Below are 16,592 nucleotides of genomic sequence, written 5' to 3'. Positions count from 1 at the left end.
GCGAGCGCCCGGGCGGAGGCGGCGGGCAGGGCGGCGGTCCCGAGGGCGGCCAGGGCGGCGGCGCGGGCTCGGGCATGCGCTGGGACCCGACGGACCCGGCTCAGCGCCACGCACGGTTCGCCCTGCTGTGCGGCATGTGGGCCTTCTTCTTCGCGCTCTTCAGCTGGCCGTACGTGGCACTGCTGCTCGGTGCGCTGGCCCTGTACTGGGGCATCAGCGCCCTGCGCGCCAAGCCCCGCACCCCCGACCCGGACACCCCGGCCCCCGTCCAGAACGCCCGCCCCCAGACCACGGCAGCGGTGAGCGGCCTGGTGACGGCGTCCCTGGCCATCGCGCTGGTCGCCGCGGGCTTCACCGCGAAGATGGTCTACAGCGACTACTACACCTGCACGAACGACGCCCTCACGAACGAGGCGAAACAGGCCTGCTCGGACCTTCTGCCGGAGGGGCTGCGGGGGGTGTTGGGGGCGAACAGCTGACGGGGTCCTGACACTCCGGTCAGGTGCCTTCTGCCTGAGCATGCTGTGGCCGGCAGGACTTCCCCACGCAGGTCCGCATCTCAGCCCGTCCGGCGCTTGAGGACGAGGCCCGTTCAGGGCCGACAGCGGGGGTCTGGGGGCGGCAGCCCCCAGGGTCGGGACGGGAAGGGGCGGAGGGGGCGAAATCACCCTCACGGCAACCACAACGCCGAGCACCTCACGAAGCGCCCGGCGGCTCCACGCCCTCGACCGGCAGGAAGTCGTACGCCTCACCAGCGTCGTCGTAGGGCATGAACGGCGTCCCGCCGGAGCCCGTCGGCGTAGAGGCCGACCCCGCCGACCCCGCCGACGCTTTCGTACGAGAGAACCACCCCCCGACCGAAGCCCACCGACGCCCACCCGCACCAACGCCGGCACCTTCCCCCACCACTTCCCCCCGCGGCTTCCCGACCCTGGCCGCTGCCCCAACGTCCCCAACGTCCCCACCGTCCCCACGCCCCCGGCGACCCCACGCGCGCACCGCCAAAGCCACCGGAACCGCCAACACTCCCACCCACACCAGCGCCGCACCCCCCACCTCCCACCACACCGGCCCGAACCGCGCCAGCGCCCCCATACCAAGCGGCCCGCCCGCCAACGCGGCAAGCACGGCAACCAGCCCCGCACACAACACAGCAGCCAGCCCAGCGACCCCGGCGGTCCACCCCCACGACCAGACCGCCCGCCGCCCCACGAACCACCCCACCATCACCCCAGCCACCACCGGCACCACAACCACCACCCAGTGCAGCGGCATCCCGGCACCTCCATCCGGCACCGCCGCCAGCAGAGGAAACGGCGGAAGCAGCGGCGCAGAGTCCGAGGCCACCGGCGTCACCACATGGCCGACACCGAGCGTGAACCCCGGCCCGAGCGCGTACGCCGCCGCCCACACCGCCGCGTTCGGCACCAGCACAAGACACAACAGCAGCACGGCGAACCGCCCCGACCATCCCTCCGTCAGCTGGAGGAAGGACGCCCGCGCCGCACCCCCGTGCCATACCAGCGACGCCCCCACCAGCCCCGCCCCACCCCCGACGAGCACCGCCACCCCGGCCCCCGCGGCCCGCGCGGCCGTACCGACGCGGCCCCACGCATCCGGCCCGACGACAAGACGCCGTACTCCCACCGGAGCCAGGACCAGCACCCTGCCCAGCGCCGCCCGCGGGTGACCGTACGCCGTCCACACCCCCGCCCCGGCCGCACCCCCGACCGCCAACGGCAGGCACAGACACGTCCACATCCACGAGGGCCGCAGCGCCCCGCCCGAGGCGTAGAGCGCGGCGACCGCGCCGACGCCGAGGTAGCCGAGGACGACGCCCGTCCACGCCGTGCGGGCCGGGACCGGCGGCGGCCCTTCGTCCTCCCCGTCGGTCCCGTCGACCGCGTCCCGCGCCGCCCGGTGCACCAGCCAGAGCGGCAGGACGAACAGCAGCAGCGGAGTGACGCCCATGGGCGCGGGAACGCCGGAGAGCGTCTCGGTGCGGACCAGTTCGACGCCATGCGCCAGCAGCCACAGCGACGCGGAGACGTGCAGGGCGCCACCGAGCCCGCTGTCGGGGTACGGCGAGCTGATCCAGAGCACCATGACGAGCGCCGCGAACCCGCCGAGCCCCAACCCCGCCGCGAGGGCGCCACCCAGGAGACCGGCGCACAGTCCGGGCGACCGGTCGCGCATCCGGGTGTGCGGGGACGGCAACGGGGGGCGGCCGGCGGTCGTCTGGATCATGGCCGCCATGCTCCCAACGACACGCGCTTTCTCGTCGTAACAAGCGAACCCCCGACGTGTCGCCCAATATAAGTTTATGTACCTTTTCGCACAAAGGGGCGCTCGGTGACCCAGAGTCCTGCCACCCCGCTCCCCCCGCCCAACGAGCGCCGACGCCTGCGCGAGGCCGGGTCGTTGACGGAGGCTCAGGTCGCGGCGCGGTTGGGCGTCGCGGGCGAGACGGTACGCGGATGGGAGAGCGGCTGTACGACACCGCGTGGCCGCAAGCGCGAGGCGTACGCGCTCCTGCTGGCCGAGCTGGCGAGGGCACCTCGGGAGAGGTCGGCGCCAGGGGAAGTGACGGAGCGTCGGGAAGAGGCCGCGCCCGAAGCCGCCTCCCTCCTGACACCCGCTCAGGCCTTCGACGCCCTCTACGCGTTCTGCGCCCCCGCCCTCGTACGGCAGACGTACCTCCTCACCGGGCGGCGCGCACTCGCCCGCGCGTCGGTCGAGCGCGCCTTCCAGCTCGCCTGGCAGCGCTGGCCCGAGGTGGCCCGCGACCGCGACCCGGCGGGCTGGGTGCGGGCGACGGCGTACGAGTGCGCCCTCTCCCCCTGGCACCGCTTCCGCCTGCGCCACCGGCACCCCGAACCACCGCCCGCCGTCGCCTCCGACCGCGCGCTGCTCGACGTACTCCTGAAACTCCCGCCGCCGCAGCGCCGCACGCTCCTGCTGTACGACGGTGTAGGCCTCGACCTGCCGGAGACGGCGGCGGAGACGGAGGCGAGCACACCGGCGACCGTGAACCGTCTGCTGAACGCGCGGCAGACGGTCGCCGCGCGCCTGCCGGAGCTGGCGGACCCTTCCGAGCTGCACCGGCGACTGGCTGAAGTGGCCTCCGCGGAGCGGTTGCGGTTGCGCACCGCGAGGCCGGCGACAGTGCGGGCGGGCAGCGAGCGGAAGGCGCGCTTCTGGACGCAGGCCGCCATCGCCTTCACCGTCGCCCTGATCGGCACGACGGTACTGACGCTGCGGACGGCGCCGACGCACTACGAACCGTCGGTGCCGCCGGGCGAGACCGTGCGGGGGGTGCCGCCGCGGACGGCACCGGGGGCGTTGTCGGACGCGGAGCTGAAACTACGGGCGAAGCTGCGGGAGGAGACGGTGAGCGGGCCGGAGAGGCTGGTGCCGCAGGCGCACTGAGCGTGCGGAAGGGCCCGCACCCTCGGTGAGAGTGCGGGCCCTTCTTCTTCGTGCCTCAGGTCTTCTTGATGCCTCAGGTCTTCTTGATGCCTCAGGTCTTCTTGATGCCTCAGGTTCAGCCCGCGAGGAGCTCGCGCGCCAGCTTCGCCGTCTCGGTCGGCGTCTTGCCCACCTTCACGCCGGCGGCCTCGAGGGCCTCCTTCTTCGCGGCGGCCGTACCGGACGAGCCGGAGACGATCGCACCCGCGTGACCCATGGTCTTGCCCTCGGGCGCGGTGAAGCCCGCGACGTAGCCGACGACCGGCTTCTTCACGTTCTCCTTGATGAAGGCCGCGGCCCGCTCCTCGGCGTCGCCGCCGATCTCGCCGATCATCACGATCAGGTCGGTGTCGGGGTCGGCCTCGAACGCGGCGAGGGCGTCGATGTGGGTCGTCCCGATGACCGGGTCGCCACCGATGCCGACGGCCGACGAGAAGCCGATGTCCCGCAGCTCGTACATCATCTGGTACGTCAGCGTGCCGGACTTCGACACCAGGCCGATACGGCCCGGCTTGGTGATGTCGCCCGGGATGATGCCGGCGTTCGACTGACCGGGGGTGATCAGGCCCGGGCAGTTCGGACCGATGATGCGGCTCTTGTTGCCCTGCGACACGGCGTACGCGTAGAACGCGGCCGAGTCGTGGACGGCGATGCCCTCGGTGATGACGACCGCGAGGGGGATCTCCGCGTCGATCGCCTCGACGACGGCGGCCTTGGCGAAGGCCGGCGGCACGAAGAGGACGGATACGTTCGCGCCCGTCTTCTCGATCGCCTCGGCGACCGTGCCGAAGACCGGGATCTCGTTTCCGTCGATGTCGACCGACGTGCCCGCCTTGCGGGGGTTCACGCCACCGACGATGTTCGTGCCGTCGGCCAGCATGAGCTTGGTGTGCTTCATGCCCGTGGCACCGGTCATGCCCTGGACGATGACCTTGCTGTCCTTGTTGAGGAAGATAGCCATGGTGGTCTGAGTCCCTTGATCCCTTACTTCGCGGCCGCGAGCTCGGCGGCCTTGTCGGCCGCGCCGTCCATGGTGTCCACGCGCTGCACCAGCGGGTGGTTGGCGTCGGAGAGGATCTGACGACCCAGTTCGGCGTTGTTGCCGTCCAGCCGGACGACCAGCGGCTTGGTGACGTCCTCACCACGGTCCGCGAGCAGCTTCAGCGCCTGCACGATGCCGTTGGCGACCTCGTCGCACGCGGTGATGCCGCCGAAGACGTTGACGAAGACGGACTTGACGTCCGGGTCGCCGAGGATGATCTCCAGGCCGTTCGCCATGACGGCCGCGGAGGCGCCGCCGCCGATGTCGAGGAAGTTGGCGGGCTTGACGCCACCGTGCTTCTCACCGGCGTACGCGACGACGTCCAGGGTGCTCATGACGAGACCCGCGCCGTTGCCGATGATGCCGACCTCGCCGTCCAGCTTGACGTAGTTGAGGTTCTTCTCCTTGGCGGCGGCCTCGAGCGGGTTGGCCGACTCCTTGTCCTGGAGGGCCTCGTGCTCCGGCTGACGGAACTCGGCGTTCTCGTCCAGGGAGACCTTGCCGTCGAGGGCGATGACGTCACCGGAGGCGACCTTGGCCAGCGGGTTGACCTCGACGAGGAGCGCGTCCTCGGCGATGAAGGTCTTCCACAGGGTGACGAGGACGTTGGCCACCTTGTCGGCGACCTCGGCCGGGAACTTCGCGGCCTCGACGATCTCGCGCGCCTTCTCCGGGGTCACACCCTCGTTGGCGTCGATCGGCGTCTTGGCGACGGCCTCCGGACGGGTGGCCGCCACCTCCTCGATCTCCATGCCGCCCTCGACGGACGCGATGGAGAGGAAGGTGCGGTTGGCACGGTCGAGGAGGAAGGAGACGTAGTACTCCTCCAGGATCTCCGGAGCCGTCTCGGCGATCATCACCTTGTGGACCGTGTGGCCCTTGATGTCCATGCCGAGGATGTCCGTCGCGCGGGCGACGGCCTCGTCCGGGGTGGCGGCGAGCTTCACGCCACCGGCCTTGCCACGGCCGCCGACCTTCACCTGGGCCTTGACGACGGACTTGCCACCGAGGCGCTCAGTGGCTGCGCGGGCCGCCTCAGGCGTGTCGATGACTTCACCGGCCAGCACCGGTACATCGTGCTTGGCGAAGAGGTCCCTCGCCTGGTACTCGAACAGGTCCACGCGCTTCCGTCCCTATCAGTGATCTCGCGGTTCGTTGTCTGCGTGGGCGTGCCGCGAGGGCAACGTGACGTCCGCTGTCTGTCACAAGGGAGGCGCACACGGTGTCCGAGCGCGCGGCATGTCCGTCTCGCAGGTTATCGCCGCTTGCGGAGCGGCTCTAAATCGAGGGTCACACCTGAGCGGTGATACCTGTCACACGATGCCGAGCTCCCTGGCACGCCGTGCCGCATGTGAGGGGCCTCACCGGGCTGGGGTTGACCCGGTGAGGCCCGTTGAGCAGCCCCTGTGCGAGGGGCACAGGGGGTGCGGGGCGAGTGATCCCCACCCCAATGGGGACCACCCGACCCCATCCGTGAGGTTTCGGCCGGACGAGCCGATGGCTTTCGGCCGTCCGGGCCTGCGGCCTCACGGAGCCGGTTGTCCGCCGCGGCCGTTCGCCGCGCCGCGGTCAGATTCCGTACGTCCCGTTGCTGTACGTCCCGTGCAGGTAGCCCGGGGTGGTCGACTCGGCGACGCCCTGGACGCCGGTGACGGCGTGGCCGGCCAGCGGGTCGGCGGTGGCCCGGACGGTCCCGGTCACGTCCTCGGCGAAGGGCGCGACCTGACCGCCGACGCCGTAGGCGAACGGGGCGGCCTCGCCGACGACTCCGCCCGCGAAGGGCCGTACATCGTCCGCGACGCCGTACGCCAGCGCGGTGGCGCTGCCGCCGACGCCCTGGACGACCGGCTGGACGGTCTCGGTGACGGTGTCGACGAGGGGCTGGACGGCACCGGTGACTCCGTGCGCGAACGGCGCCACCTCGCCCGTGACGCCATACGCCAGGTCGCTCGTGTGACCGGCCACGCCGTACGCGAACGGCGCCACGGAGGCGGCGATCCCGCCCGCGAAGGGCCGTACGTCGTCCGCGACGCCGTACGGCAGCCCGCCCGCGTCCGCGACGGCCTGCCCGGCGACGGGCATCACGCCGTGCACGGCGGTGTTCGCGAGGGGCGGCAGCACGGCGCCCGTGGAGTCGTCGGCGACCTGGCCGACGAGGCCGGTGGCGTACGGGGGGACGTCCGCGACGACGCCGTTCACGACTGGGGTGACCCCGGTGACGGCGTGGCCGGCGACGGCGTGTGCGTCGGTGACGGCGCCGGCGGCGGCGGGCTGGACGCCGTTCACGGCGGAGGCCGCGAGCGGCTGCATGCCCTGGAGGACGCCACCGGCGACCGGGGGGACGCCCTGGACGACGCCGTGGGCGACTGGCTGGGCACCCTGGACGACACCGTCGGCGACGGGCTGGATGTCGGCGACGACTCCGTACGCGAATGCGGTCGCGGCGTCGGCGGTGTGGCCGACGGTCTGCGCGACGCCGGTGACGGTGCTGGTGGCGATGGGGGCTATGCCGTTGACGGCGCCTGTGGCGACGGGAGCTACACCGTTCACGGCACCGGTAACGACAGGCGTCACGCCGGTCGCGGTGCCGGTGGCGATCGGTGTCACGCCGTGGGCCGTGTGGTCGGCGGCGGGCACGACGTCGGCGACGGTGCCCTCGGCGACCGGGACGACGCCCGCCACCGCCTGGCCGGCGACCGGCAGCACGCCGTGCGCTGCGCCGACGACCACCGGCGGCACGGCCGCGTCCGCCGTCTGCTGGACGACCGGGGTGACGGTGCCGGGGAGGCCCGCGACCGTGCTGGTGGCCTGCTGCTGGATGCCGCTCGCTGTGCCGGTGGCCTGCTGCTGGATGCCGCTCACCGTGCCGGTGGCCTGCTGCCTTACGCCACCGACGGTGCCGACGACGCGCTGCTGGAGGCCGCCGACCGTGCCCGTGGCCTGCTGCCTGACGCCGCCCACCGTGCCGACGACGCGCTGCTGGAGGCCGCCGACCGTGCCCGTGGCCTGCTGCTTCACGCCGCCCACCGTGCCGACCACGTACTGGCCGGTGTCGCCGACCGTGCCGGTGACGTGGCTCGGGACGGAGGAGACGGTGGCCTCCGCGGCGGCCGTGACCTTGGTGGTTTCACCCTGTGCGGTGCCTGCCAGGCCTGTGGTACGCCCCTCGGCGCCCCCGACCGTGGCCTGCGCGGCGCCGGTCACGCCCGCCGCGGTGCGGCCCGCGCCCGCGACCGTGTGCTGCGCCTTCGTCCGTACGACGCCGTCGACGCCCTGCGCCTGCGTACGGGTCGCCGACTGCACGCCCTGCAGCTTCGTCTGGGCCGCTGCCAGCGCCTGCTCCACCTCGGGCGCGAAGACGGAGAGGGGGCCGAAGAGGTAGTCGATCTCGTCCTGGGGAGCACTGGCGTCAGTGGCGGTGGCCCGGACGGTGGTGGCGGTCCTGTCGACGGCGGTGGTGGCCTCGGCCTTCGCGGCACGGGCGGCCTTGGCGCCCTCGATGGCCGCGGCGCCCCTCACCTTGGCCTTGGACGCCTGCGGAACGGTGACCTTCGCGTCGACGTACCGGCGGGCCTGCTCGGCCGTGTCGGCGGGTGTCTTCTTGGCCGTACCGGTGGTGGTGGCGGTGGTGTCGGTGACCGTCGAGGTGACGCCGCTGACGGTACCCCGCACGTCGGAGACGAGGCCGTCGAGCGTGCCGGTGACGGTGTCGGTGACCGCGCCGAGGGTGTCGGTGACGCCGGTCGTCGTATCAGTGACCGTTGCGGCGGTCGGGTCGATCGTCGGGTCGGTGGTCGCGTCCGGTATGGAGACGGCGGACGCGGGCAGCTCGTCGGCGCTGGCCGCGGTGGAACCCAGCGCCCAGGCGCCGGTGACCCCGGCGGCTATGACGATGGAACGTCGGATGTTCTTGTTCATGCGTGCGTCAGATCCTTAGATCCTCAGGAGTTCCGAAGCTGCGGGGCCCTCTTCAGGAGGGCTCCTCGGCAGCCGCGGGACTTGGGAAGGCTTGGGGACATTCCGGCGCCGGTTCCGGTCGTGGTCAGGGGCGTGGGGGGACCCTGGGGGACCACTGAATCGGATGAGGGCTCCGGGGGCTTCCGTCCGGAGATCGGAGGGGTGTCCGGACGGGCGGGCAGACCTGTTCCGCCCCCGCGCGGCAGGTCTACGGCGGGGGAAAGGCCTGCCCTAGCCGGGGAATACGGGAATGTCCCGGTGTCTGTCCCGGGTGCCGTCCGCGTCGGCACGCGCGGCGGCGCCGGGCACGAGCCGCAGCGGTGCCCGGTGGTCGAGGGTGACGGCGTGCGCGTCGCCGTGCCGTGGCGTGCCGTGATCGACCGCCGACTTGCCGCTCAGCGCGCCGCCCGGATAGCCGGTGGGCGCCTGGTGCGCGGGCTCAGGGCCGACCATGCCGGTCCGCTGCACGGCCGTGGGCGCGACACCGCTTTCGGCGGCGTCGGCGGCGAACCGCGGTCCGTACGTGAGGGGCGCTTCCGCGTCGGAACGTCCGTCGGAGACCGGTCCACCCGCCGGCGACGTCACCGACGACCCCGGTTGCGGCGCGGGCGTCACCGGGGCGGGCAGTGTGTGCACCGGAGGCACGGGCAGTCCGGGCGACTCGGGCAGACCAGGCAGGGTCGGCAGGCCCGGCCGCGAAGGGGAGCCGGGCAGGGTGGGTTCGGGCAGGGTGGGCAGCCGCGGCACCTTCGCCTGTACGTCGGCGAGGCCCTCGGTCATCCTCCGCCCCAGATCACCGACCGGCCGCACGACACGGTCGTCCACGGTCCGGACGACGCGCTTGGTGACCTCAGCGGGCTTGGCGACTACATCCTTGGGGACCGCAGCGGGCTTGGCAGCCGCATCCTTGACAGTCGCCTCGGCCGGTGTGTCCACAACCGCGCCCATCGCACTCCCCGGCAACGACCGAACGCTCTCCGTCGGAGCCGACGGCACACCATCCGCCGCATAAGCCCGCTCACCGCACAGGAGCCCGAGCACGAACAACCCACCCACCAGCAATGCCACTTGCAGCGCACGCCGCCCGGCCGCCGTACGCGTCACGCGCAGAGCGGCACCGGAAAGGGCGGCATGCAGGATCAAAGCGGGCAGGGTCCTCCGTGCGGCGGAACGATGTACGCGATGCGGAGCAGCCGTACTCGAGGCGGAGCGAGCGGAACGCTGCGCCCCGCTGACGGGCGTTGATCCTTGCATGGGACTCCCGAGGTTGCGCAAGCCCCCTGGTACCGATGAGCACTCATATCCGTTTTGCCACCCCGTACAGGTCGACAAATGGCCGTCAATCACCCGTCATCGACCGTCATCGGGTCGACAAATCACCTGTCCGGTATCGGCAGCGGACGCTTCTCGATCGCCGCAGCCATCACCTCCGGGAACAGGTCGGGCGTACAGGCGAAGGCCGGCGCGCCCAGCCCGGCGAGCGCGGCAGCGTGCTCCCGGTCGTACGCCGGCGCCCCCTCGTCCGACAGCGCGAGCAACGTCACGAACTGCACGCCCGACGCCTTCATCGCCGCGACCCGCTTGAGCATCTCGTTCCGTATGCCTCCTTCGTAGAGGTCGCTGATCAGCACGACCACCGTCTCCGCGGGGCGGGTGATCTGCGACTGGCAGTACGCCAGCGCGCGGTTGATGTCCGTGCCGCCGCCGAGCTGCGTGCCGAACAGGACGTCGACCGGGTCGTCGAGCTGGTCGGTGAGGTCGACGACCGCCGTGTCGAAGACGACGAGCCGGGTGCTGATCGACCGCATGGACGCCAGCACCGCCCCGAACACCGAGGCGTACACCACGGATGCCGCCATCGATCCAGACTGGTCGATGCAGAGGATGACCTCCTTCTTCACCGACTGGGACGCGCGCCCGTACCCGATGAGCCGCTCCGGTACGACCGTCCCGTACTCCGGCAGGTAGTGCTTGAGGTTGGCCGCGATCGTGCGGTTCCAGTCGATGTCGTGGTGGCGGGGCCGGTTGACGCGGGCGCTGCGGTCCAGGGCGCCGGTGAGGGTGGCCCGGGTGCGCGTGGCGAGCCGCTTCTCCAGGTCCTGCACGACCTTGCGCACGACGGCCCGTGCCGTCTCCTTCGTCGTCTCCGGCATCGCCTTGTTGAGGGAGAGCAGCGTGCCGACGAGGTGCACGTCGGCCTCGACCGCCTCCAGCATCTCCGGTTCGAGGAGCAGGGTGGACAGCCCGAGCCGGTCGATGGCGTCACGCTGCATGACCTGCACCACGGAGGAGGGGAAGTACGTCCGGATGTCCCCGAGCCATCGCGCCACTGACGGCGCCGACGCCCCCAGCCCCGCCGAACGGTCCCGCCCCGCCTGCCCCTTGTCTCGCTTCTCTCCCTTGTTGTAGAGCGCGGCCAACGCCCCGTCCATCGCTGCGTCCCGCCCGGACAGCGAACGCCCGGTGCCGTCGGCGGCGTCGCCCCCGAGCACGAGCCGCCAGCGCCGCAGCCGCTCCTGCGCCGGGTCGATCGACGCCGGGTCGATCGGTTCCGTCACCGGCTCGGTCGTCATCCGCGCACCCCTGTACGAAGCCGTTCCCAGAGCGGCATCACGGGCACGGTCGTCGTCGGCCGGTCTTCCGCTCGGAATCCGTACCCGCCCCGGACGGCGTCCGTCGCCCCTTCCGCCCTGTCCCTCTGCCTCGGCTCACTCAGCCGGTCGGTCGTCATCACGCCACCCCCACAAGGTCGTTGCCGGCGTCCTCTTCTTCTTCGATTTCCTCGGCGTCCATTTCCGCAGCGCCTCTTTCCGCGCCGCTCAGCCCCAACAGCAGCCGCACCACCGGCAGCACGGCGTCCGCGCGCTCGCTGTCGAGGTCGGGAGCGAAGCCAGGTATCCCGGCTCCGGCCGCCGCCCCGCTCCCCCGATGGCCCGGTCCACGCCGGACCAGTTCGCCCAGGGTCCGGCGCACACCCGGCTCGTATGCCGAGAAGGTGCGCCGCAGCAGCGGCAGCACGTCCGTGAACGCCTCCGTCGGCACGCCGGTCAGCCAGGCGTCGACCAGCCCGAGCAGCCGCTCGTCGTGCACGAGCAGCAGGCCGCCGCCGGAACCGCCGCCGACGAAGCCCTCGATCCACGCGGCCGCGTCCCCCGGCGGCGTCCCCGGCGACAGCACCAGCCCCATGAGCCGCGCCGCCTCGCCCTGCGCCAACTCCCCGTCGTCCAGCAGCAGCCGCACGGCCCGCCCCCGCACGACACCGGGCACGCTGTCCCGCCCGGCCAGCACCCGCAGCACCGCGTGCCAGCGTCCACGCAGGCCGCCGTGGGCATCGGCGAGGCCGTCGCCCACGTCGCCCAGCAACCCCACCGCCCCGTGCACCGCGTCGACATGGCGCCGCATCTCCTCGGCCGCGTCCGCGTCGAGTGCGGCGCAGGCCGGCGGCAGGCCGACGAAGACGCGCTCGGCGAGGCCCGCGGCGACCTCCGTCAGCGCGGCGGTGTCCGTGCCGCGCACGTCGCCGTAGCGCAGGGAGCGGACCAGGGCCGGCAGGGCCTGGGCGAGGTGGCCGACGTCCGCGTCGAGGGCCGCCCGGTCGGCCAGGATCCGCATCACCGTGGGCAACGCGTCCGGCAGTTCGGCCAGCAGGCAGCGCTCGGCGAGGCCGGTGACGTCGGCGAGGCTCTGCGCGGCGACCGCGTCCGCCTCCGCCTTGGCGGTCGCGGCGGCGAGCACCGTCGTCCCCCACACCCCGGCCTCCGCGACCCGCACCGCCAGCTCCGGCTCCCACCGCAGCCGCCAGGTCTCCCGGAACGTCCCCGTGCTGCCCCGCGAGGTGACCGGCTCGCCCCACCCGACCCCGAGCAGCCGCAGCCGGTGCAGCAGCCTGCTGCGCTCGGCGTCGGTGTCCTTGCGCAGGTCGAGCTCCAGCTCGCGCTCCAGCGCCTCCGGTTTGAGCCGCAGCCGCCGCTGGATCCGGTCCAGGTCGCGCTGCAACGGCACCGCCGGCGCCGCCCGCGGCACCTCCCCCAGCACGTCCCCCACGACGAGCCGGTCGTGCACCAGCGCGAGCGGCACGTCCGAGCCCTCGCACATCACCGCCCGCACGGCGTCGGTGGTCTCGCTCAGGCCGGGCAGCGGCCGGCCGCGCATCACGGCGAGCGTATCGGCCAGCCGTACCGCCTCGATGACGTGCGCCGAGGAGACGATCCGGTCCTCGTCCCTCAGCAGGCCGGCCACCTTGGTCAGCCACCGCTCCACCGGCCGGTCCGGCGCGCCGAACAGATGCCCGTACCACCCCGGCGAGTCGATGCCCGCGCCGTATCCGCTGTGCCGCGAGAGCCTGCGGTACGTCCACGGCACCCACGTCATGTCCGCCTTGACCTTGGGCAGCCCCTTCAGCAGGGCACGGTCGGCGCCGACGGTGGTCCTCCGCCGCAGCGCGGGCACATGCCAGGCACCGCACACCACGGCCACCGCGTCCCCGAACTCGCGCTGCGCCGCCCGCACCTGGAGCCGCATGAACGCCTCCCGCACGAGATCCCGGTCGTGGCCCCCGCTGCCGTACGTCTCCCGCAGCGCCCCCATGGCCTCTTCGAGCGCGACGAACGGCGCGAACGGGTCGCCCTGCCCCCCGCCCCGGTGCTCGACGACGTCCTCCCACCAGCGCTCCGGATCGTCGTATCCGGCGGTCTCGGCGAGCAGGCCGAGCGGGTCGACGCGGACGTCGGCGCCGGGCTCGGACGCGTCGGTCCCCTCACCGGTGGGCTCCATCTCCTGGTCCCTCCCCCACGCCAGGGTGTGCGTGGCCGGCAGGTCGATGAAGCGGGCCGGGACGTCGTGCTCCAGAGCCCAGCGAATCGCGACCCACTCCGGGGAGAACTCGGCCAGCGGCCAGAACGCCGAACGGCCGGGCTCGTCCACGGCATGGGCGAGCAGCGCGACCGGCGGCCGCATGTCCTCGTCGGCGGCCAAAGGGATCAGCATGTCGGCCTCGGGCGGCCCCTCGATCAGCACGGCCCGTGGCCGCCCCGCGTCCAGCGCCCCCCGCACGGCCCGCGCGGACCCGGGCCCGTGATGCCGCACACCGAGCAACAACGGCCCGGCCCCCGGCCACTTGCTCCCCGGCTCCTCAGCAGTCGTCGTTCCGTCCCGGGTGCCGCTCATGCGCTCACCTCCCGGCAGGCGCGATAGAAGTCCTTCCAGCCGTCGCGCTCGCGGACGACGGCCTCCAAGTACTCCTGCCAGATGACCCGGTCGGCCGCCGGATCGCGGACGACGGCACCGAGGAGGCCCGCGGCGACGTCCCCGGCCCGCAGCACGCCGTCGCCGAAGTGTGCCGCCAGTGCGAGGCCGTTGGTCACGACGGAGATCGCCTCCGCCGTCGACAGGGTGCCGCTGGGCGACTTCACCTTCGTACGGCCGTCGGAGGTGACGCCGTCGCGCAGCTCGCGGAAGACGGTCACCACCCGGCGGATCTCGTCGATGCCGTCGGGCGCGGTCGGCAGGTCGAGGGAGCGGCCGATCTGGTCGACGCGGCGCGAGACGATGTCGACCTCGGCCTCCACGCTCTCCGGCAGCGGCAGCACGACCGTGTTGAAGCGGCGGCGCAGGGCGCTGGAGAGGTCGTTGACCCCGCGGTCGCGGTCGTTGGCCGTCGCGATCAGGTTGAAGCCGCGGACCGCCTGCACCTCCTGGCCCAGCTCCGGTATCGGCAGCGTCTTCTCCGACAGGATCGTGATGAGCGTGTCCTGCACGTCGGCCGGAATGCGGGTCAGTTCCTCGACACGGGCCGTCATCCCCTCCGCCATCGCCCGCATGACAGGGCTGGGCACGAGGGCGTCACGGCTGGGGCCGTGCGCCAGCAGCTGCGCGTAGTTCCATCCGTACCGGATCGCCTCCTCCGGCGTGCCGGCCGTGCCCTGCACCAGCAGCGTCGAGTCGCCGCTGACCGCCGCGGCCAGGTGCTCGGACACCCAGGTCTTGGCGGTACCGGGCACGCCGAGCAGGAGCAGGGCGCGGTCGGTGGCGAGGGTGGTGACGGCGACCTCGACGATGCGGCGCGGGCCCACGTACTTCGGTGTGATCACCGTGCCGTCGGGCAGCGTGCCGCCGAGCAGGTAGGTCGCGACCGCCCACGGCGACATCTTCCAGCGGGCCGGGCGCGGACGGTCGTCCTGTGCGGCGAGCGCGGCGAGCTCGCCGGCGAAGGCGTCCTCGGCATGCGGCCGCAACGCCTCGGTCGACTCCTTCTCGCGCACGTCCACGGACGTCGGTTCTACGGACAAGGACATGGCTGAGTCCCCCTCCAGCTCGGCCGGTTCGGATCTGGCATCCACGTTGCACCACGCCACTGACAACGCGATCTGACCTGCGGAAACATGCTCGCGACCGCCCGCGCCACCTCGCTCGCGGGACCGATTGTCAGTGGTGGGATCTACCTTCGACGGCATGACTCAGCAGGGGGTGCGCTGGAGCGCGGATCAGGTGCTGGCACTGGCGCCTGACGCCGCGTCACGCAAAGCGGGCAGCAAACTCGGCGCGGCCGGGCCGTGGTCCGAGGCGGGCAGTTGTGGCGAGGGGAGTGTGTGGGGGCTGTGCAAGGGCAGCGGGAGCAAGCCGTACCAGACGGTCGTGGACCTCGCGGACGCGTCAGGACCGGCGTACAAGTGCAGTTGCCCGAGCCGCAAGTTCCCGTGCAAGCACGCGCTCGGGCTGCTGCTGCTCTGGGCGGGCGGGGACGGGGCGGTGCCGCCGGGGCAGCCGCCGGAGTGGGCCGGGCAGTGGATAGAGGGGAGAAGGCAGCGCGCGACGGAGAAACGGGCGGCGGACGCGGCCGGTTCCCCGTCCGGGTCGGCTGATCCCGAGGCGGCCCGGCGCAGGGCGGAGCGCCGCGCCGAGCGGATCACGGCGGGGGCGACGGAGCTGGAGCAGCGGCTGGCGGACCTGCTGCGCGGCGGCCTGGCGGGCGCGGAGCAGGTGGGGTACGGGATGTGGGAGGAGACGGCGGCCCGCATGGTCGACGCCCAGGCGCCCGGGCTGGCAGCTCGGGTGCGGGAGTTGGGGGCGATCCCGTCGACCGGGCCCGGCTGGCCGGTGCGGCTGCTGGAGGAGTTCGCGCTGCTCCACCTCCTCGACCAGGGCTGGTTGCGCCGGGAGGGGCTGCCCGAGGGCCTGGCGGCGACGGTCCGCTCCAGGATCGGCCTGCCCACCTCGGCGGACGGCCCGCCGGTACGCGACCGCTGGCTGGTCCTCGCCCAGTACGACACGGCGGACGCGCGCCTGACGACCCGCCGGATATGGCTGTACGGCGCCGAGTCGGACCGTACGGCACTGCTCCTCTCTTATGGCGCCGCCGGCCGCGCACCGGAGGTCGCGCTGCCGGTGGGCCTGACGCTGGAGGCCGAGGTGTCGGCGTACCCGGGCGCCGGACAACCGCGCGCGGCCCTGGGCGAGCAGTTCACCCCGCCGGCTCCCGCGGGTATACGGCCGCCGGGGGTGACGACGGCCCAGGCGGCCGCCCGCTACGGCGAGGCGCTGCGGGACGACCCCTGGCTGGACTCCGTCCCGGTGACGCTGGACCGGGTCGTGCCGACCCCCGACGGCGACTCCTGGCAGCTGGCAGACGCGGACGGTGACGCGGCGCTGCCTCTCACCCCCACCGCCCGTTCCCGTCCAGGCCTGTGGCGGCTGGTCGCCCTTTCCGGGGGAGCACCCGTCAAGGTCTTCGGCGAGTGCGGCCACCTGGGCTTCACCCCGTTGACGGCCTGGCCGGAGGGAGTGGGCGAGGCGGTGGCGCTGTGCTGACCCACGCATGTGTCCCGTCCCACTGGACACCCGAACCAGGTGAGCCTTCAACGAACTCCAGGCACCGCGCGGAAGGAACCGGAACAGAACCGGCACGGCACGGAATCGGCACGGCACAGCACGGAAATCGGAGAGGACCATATGAACAGGACTTCCGCTCCTGAGGCCGCGCCCACGCCGGGCGCCTGGGAGGAACTCGTCACGGCAGCCCTGCTCGGCACCGAGCGGCGCACACCGCCGGGCTGCGCACCGGGCCGGGAGGCGCCGGCGGCGCTGCTGGACGCGGCGGCCGTGGAGACCGTACGGCGGCGGGCCGGTC

Annotated in this window: 10 protein-coding genes and 1 pseudogene; 3 read left to right on the top strand and 8 right to left on the bottom strand. The window is 72.9% G+C overall.

Translation table 11 applies throughout. The features are described 5' to 3' along the window. Positions 1 to 479 (top strand): annotated as a pseudogene (locus CLM62_RS51945) (hypothetical protein); the annotation flags it as partial. A 217-nt stretch (positions 480 to 696) separates the two neighbouring features. On the opposite strand, the gene CLM62_RS28715 reads toward CLM62_RS51945, so the two are convergent. Further along, positions 697 to 2,247, bottom strand: a complete 1,551-nt coding sequence (locus tag CLM62_RS28715; RefSeq protein ID WP_373559195.1) for a DUF6350 family protein — start codon at positions 2,245 to 2,247, stop codon at positions 697 to 699. A gap of 105 nt (positions 2,248 to 2,352) precedes the next feature. On the opposite strand from CLM62_RS28715, the gene CLM62_RS28710 reads away from it, so the two are divergent. Then, a complete protein-coding gene (locus tag CLM62_RS28710) occupies positions 2,353 to 3,429 on the top strand; it encodes an RNA polymerase subunit sigma-24 (protein WP_095752817.1) in 1,077 nt (358 codons plus the stop codon). Positions 3,430 to 3,544: 115 nt separating this feature from the next. On the opposite strand, the gene sucD is transcribed toward CLM62_RS28710, so the two are convergent. From sucD to CLM62_RS28675, 7 genes are all read right to left on the bottom strand, one after another. Next, the gene (gene sucD, locus CLM62_RS28705) at positions 3,545 to 4,429 is read right to left on the bottom strand and encodes a succinate--CoA ligase subunit alpha (RefSeq protein ID WP_095752816.1); all 885 of its coding nucleotides are present in this window, start codon (positions 4,427 to 4,429) and stop codon (positions 3,545 to 3,547) included. Positions 4,430 to 4,452: 23 nt separating this feature from the next. Then, entirely contained in the window at positions 4,453 to 5,631 is a 1,179-nt protein-coding gene (gene sucC, locus CLM62_RS28700; protein WP_095752815.1) for an ADP-forming succinate--CoA ligase subunit beta, read from the bottom strand. A gap of 448 nt (positions 5,632 to 6,079) precedes the next feature. After that, positions 6,080 to 8,428, bottom strand: a complete 2,349-nt coding sequence (locus CLM62_RS28695; protein ID WP_095752814.1) for a hypothetical protein — start codon at positions 8,426 to 8,428, stop codon at positions 6,080 to 6,082. A 270-nt stretch (positions 8,429 to 8,698) separates the two neighbouring features. After that, a complete protein-coding gene (locus CLM62_RS28690; RefSeq protein WP_257004140.1) occupies positions 8,699 to 9,415 on the bottom strand; it encodes a hypothetical protein in 717 nt (238 codons plus the stop codon). Positions 9,416 to 9,843: 428 nt separating this feature from the next. Beyond that, a complete protein-coding gene (locus tag CLM62_RS28685) occupies positions 9,844 to 11,040 on the bottom strand; it encodes a VWA domain-containing protein (RefSeq protein ID WP_095752812.1) in 1,197 nt (398 codons plus the stop codon). A gap of 157 nt (positions 11,041 to 11,197) precedes the next feature. Next, positions 11,198 to 13,633 carry a DUF5682 family protein gene (locus CLM62_RS28680; RefSeq protein ID WP_095752811.1) on the bottom strand — a complete coding sequence of 812 codons (2,436 nt, stop codon included), beginning with the start codon at positions 13,631 to 13,633 and terminating at the stop codon, positions 11,198 to 11,200. Continuing rightward, positions 13,630 to 14,760, bottom strand: coding sequence for an AAA family ATPase (locus CLM62_RS28675; RefSeq protein ID WP_095752810.1), 1,131 nt, complete (start codon positions 14,758 to 14,760; stop codon positions 13,630 to 13,632). The genes CLM62_RS28680 and CLM62_RS28675 overlap by 4 nt, the downstream gene beginning before the upstream one ends. Positions 14,761 to 14,917: 157 nt before the next feature. Between CLM62_RS28675 and CLM62_RS28670 the strand changes: the two genes are divergently transcribed. Beyond that, positions 14,918 to 16,273 carry an SWIM zinc finger family protein gene (locus CLM62_RS28670; RefSeq protein ID WP_095752836.1) on the top strand — a complete coding sequence of 452 codons (1,356 nt, stop codon included), beginning with the start codon at positions 14,918 to 14,920 and terminating at the stop codon, positions 16,271 to 16,273. Positions 16,274 to 16,592 lie beyond the last annotated feature (319 nt).

It is taken from the genome of Streptomyces sp. SA15, assembly GCF_002291145.1.
Taxonomy (GTDB): Bacteria; Actinomycetota; Actinomycetes; order Streptomycetales; family Streptomycetaceae; genus Streptomyces.
The sequence above is the reverse complement of the archived record's forward strand: the minus strand, read 5'-3'. Positions and strand labels throughout refer to the sequence as shown.

What these genes read in the sequence shown, in the direction of transcription:
- CLM62_RS28690 (WP_257004140.1), bottom strand. Translation starts at nt 9,415, where the DNA reads ATGGGCGCGGTTGTGGACACACCGGCCGAGGCGACTGTCAAGGATGCG.
- CLM62_RS28675 (WP_095752810.1), bottom strand. Translation starts at nt 14,760, where the DNA reads ATGTCCTTGTCCGTAGAACCGACGTCCGTGGACGTGCGCGAGAAGGAG.
- CLM62_RS28680 (WP_095752811.1), bottom strand. Translation starts at nt 13,633, where the DNA reads ATGAGCGGCACCCGGGACGGAACGACGACTGCTGAGGAGCCGGGGAGC.
- CLM62_RS28695 (WP_095752814.1), bottom strand. Translation starts at nt 8,428, where the DNA reads ATGAACAAGAACATCCGACGTTCCATCGTCATAGCCGCCGGGGTCACC.
- CLM62_RS28670 (WP_095752836.1), top strand. Translation starts at nt 14,918, where the DNA reads ATGACTCAGCAGGGGGTGCGCTGGAGCGCGGATCAGGTGCTGGCACTG.
- CLM62_RS28715 (WP_373559195.1), bottom strand. Translation starts at nt 2,247, where the DNA reads ATGATCCAGACGACCGCCGGCCGCCCCCCGTTGCCGTCCCCGCACACC.
- sucD (WP_095752816.1), bottom strand. Translation starts at nt 4,429, where the DNA reads ATGGCTATCTTCCTCAACAAGGACAGCAAGGTCATCGTCCAGGGCATG.
- CLM62_RS28685 (WP_095752812.1), bottom strand. Translation starts at nt 11,040, where the DNA reads ATGACGACCGAGCCGGTGACGGAACCGATCGACCCGGCGTCGATCGAC.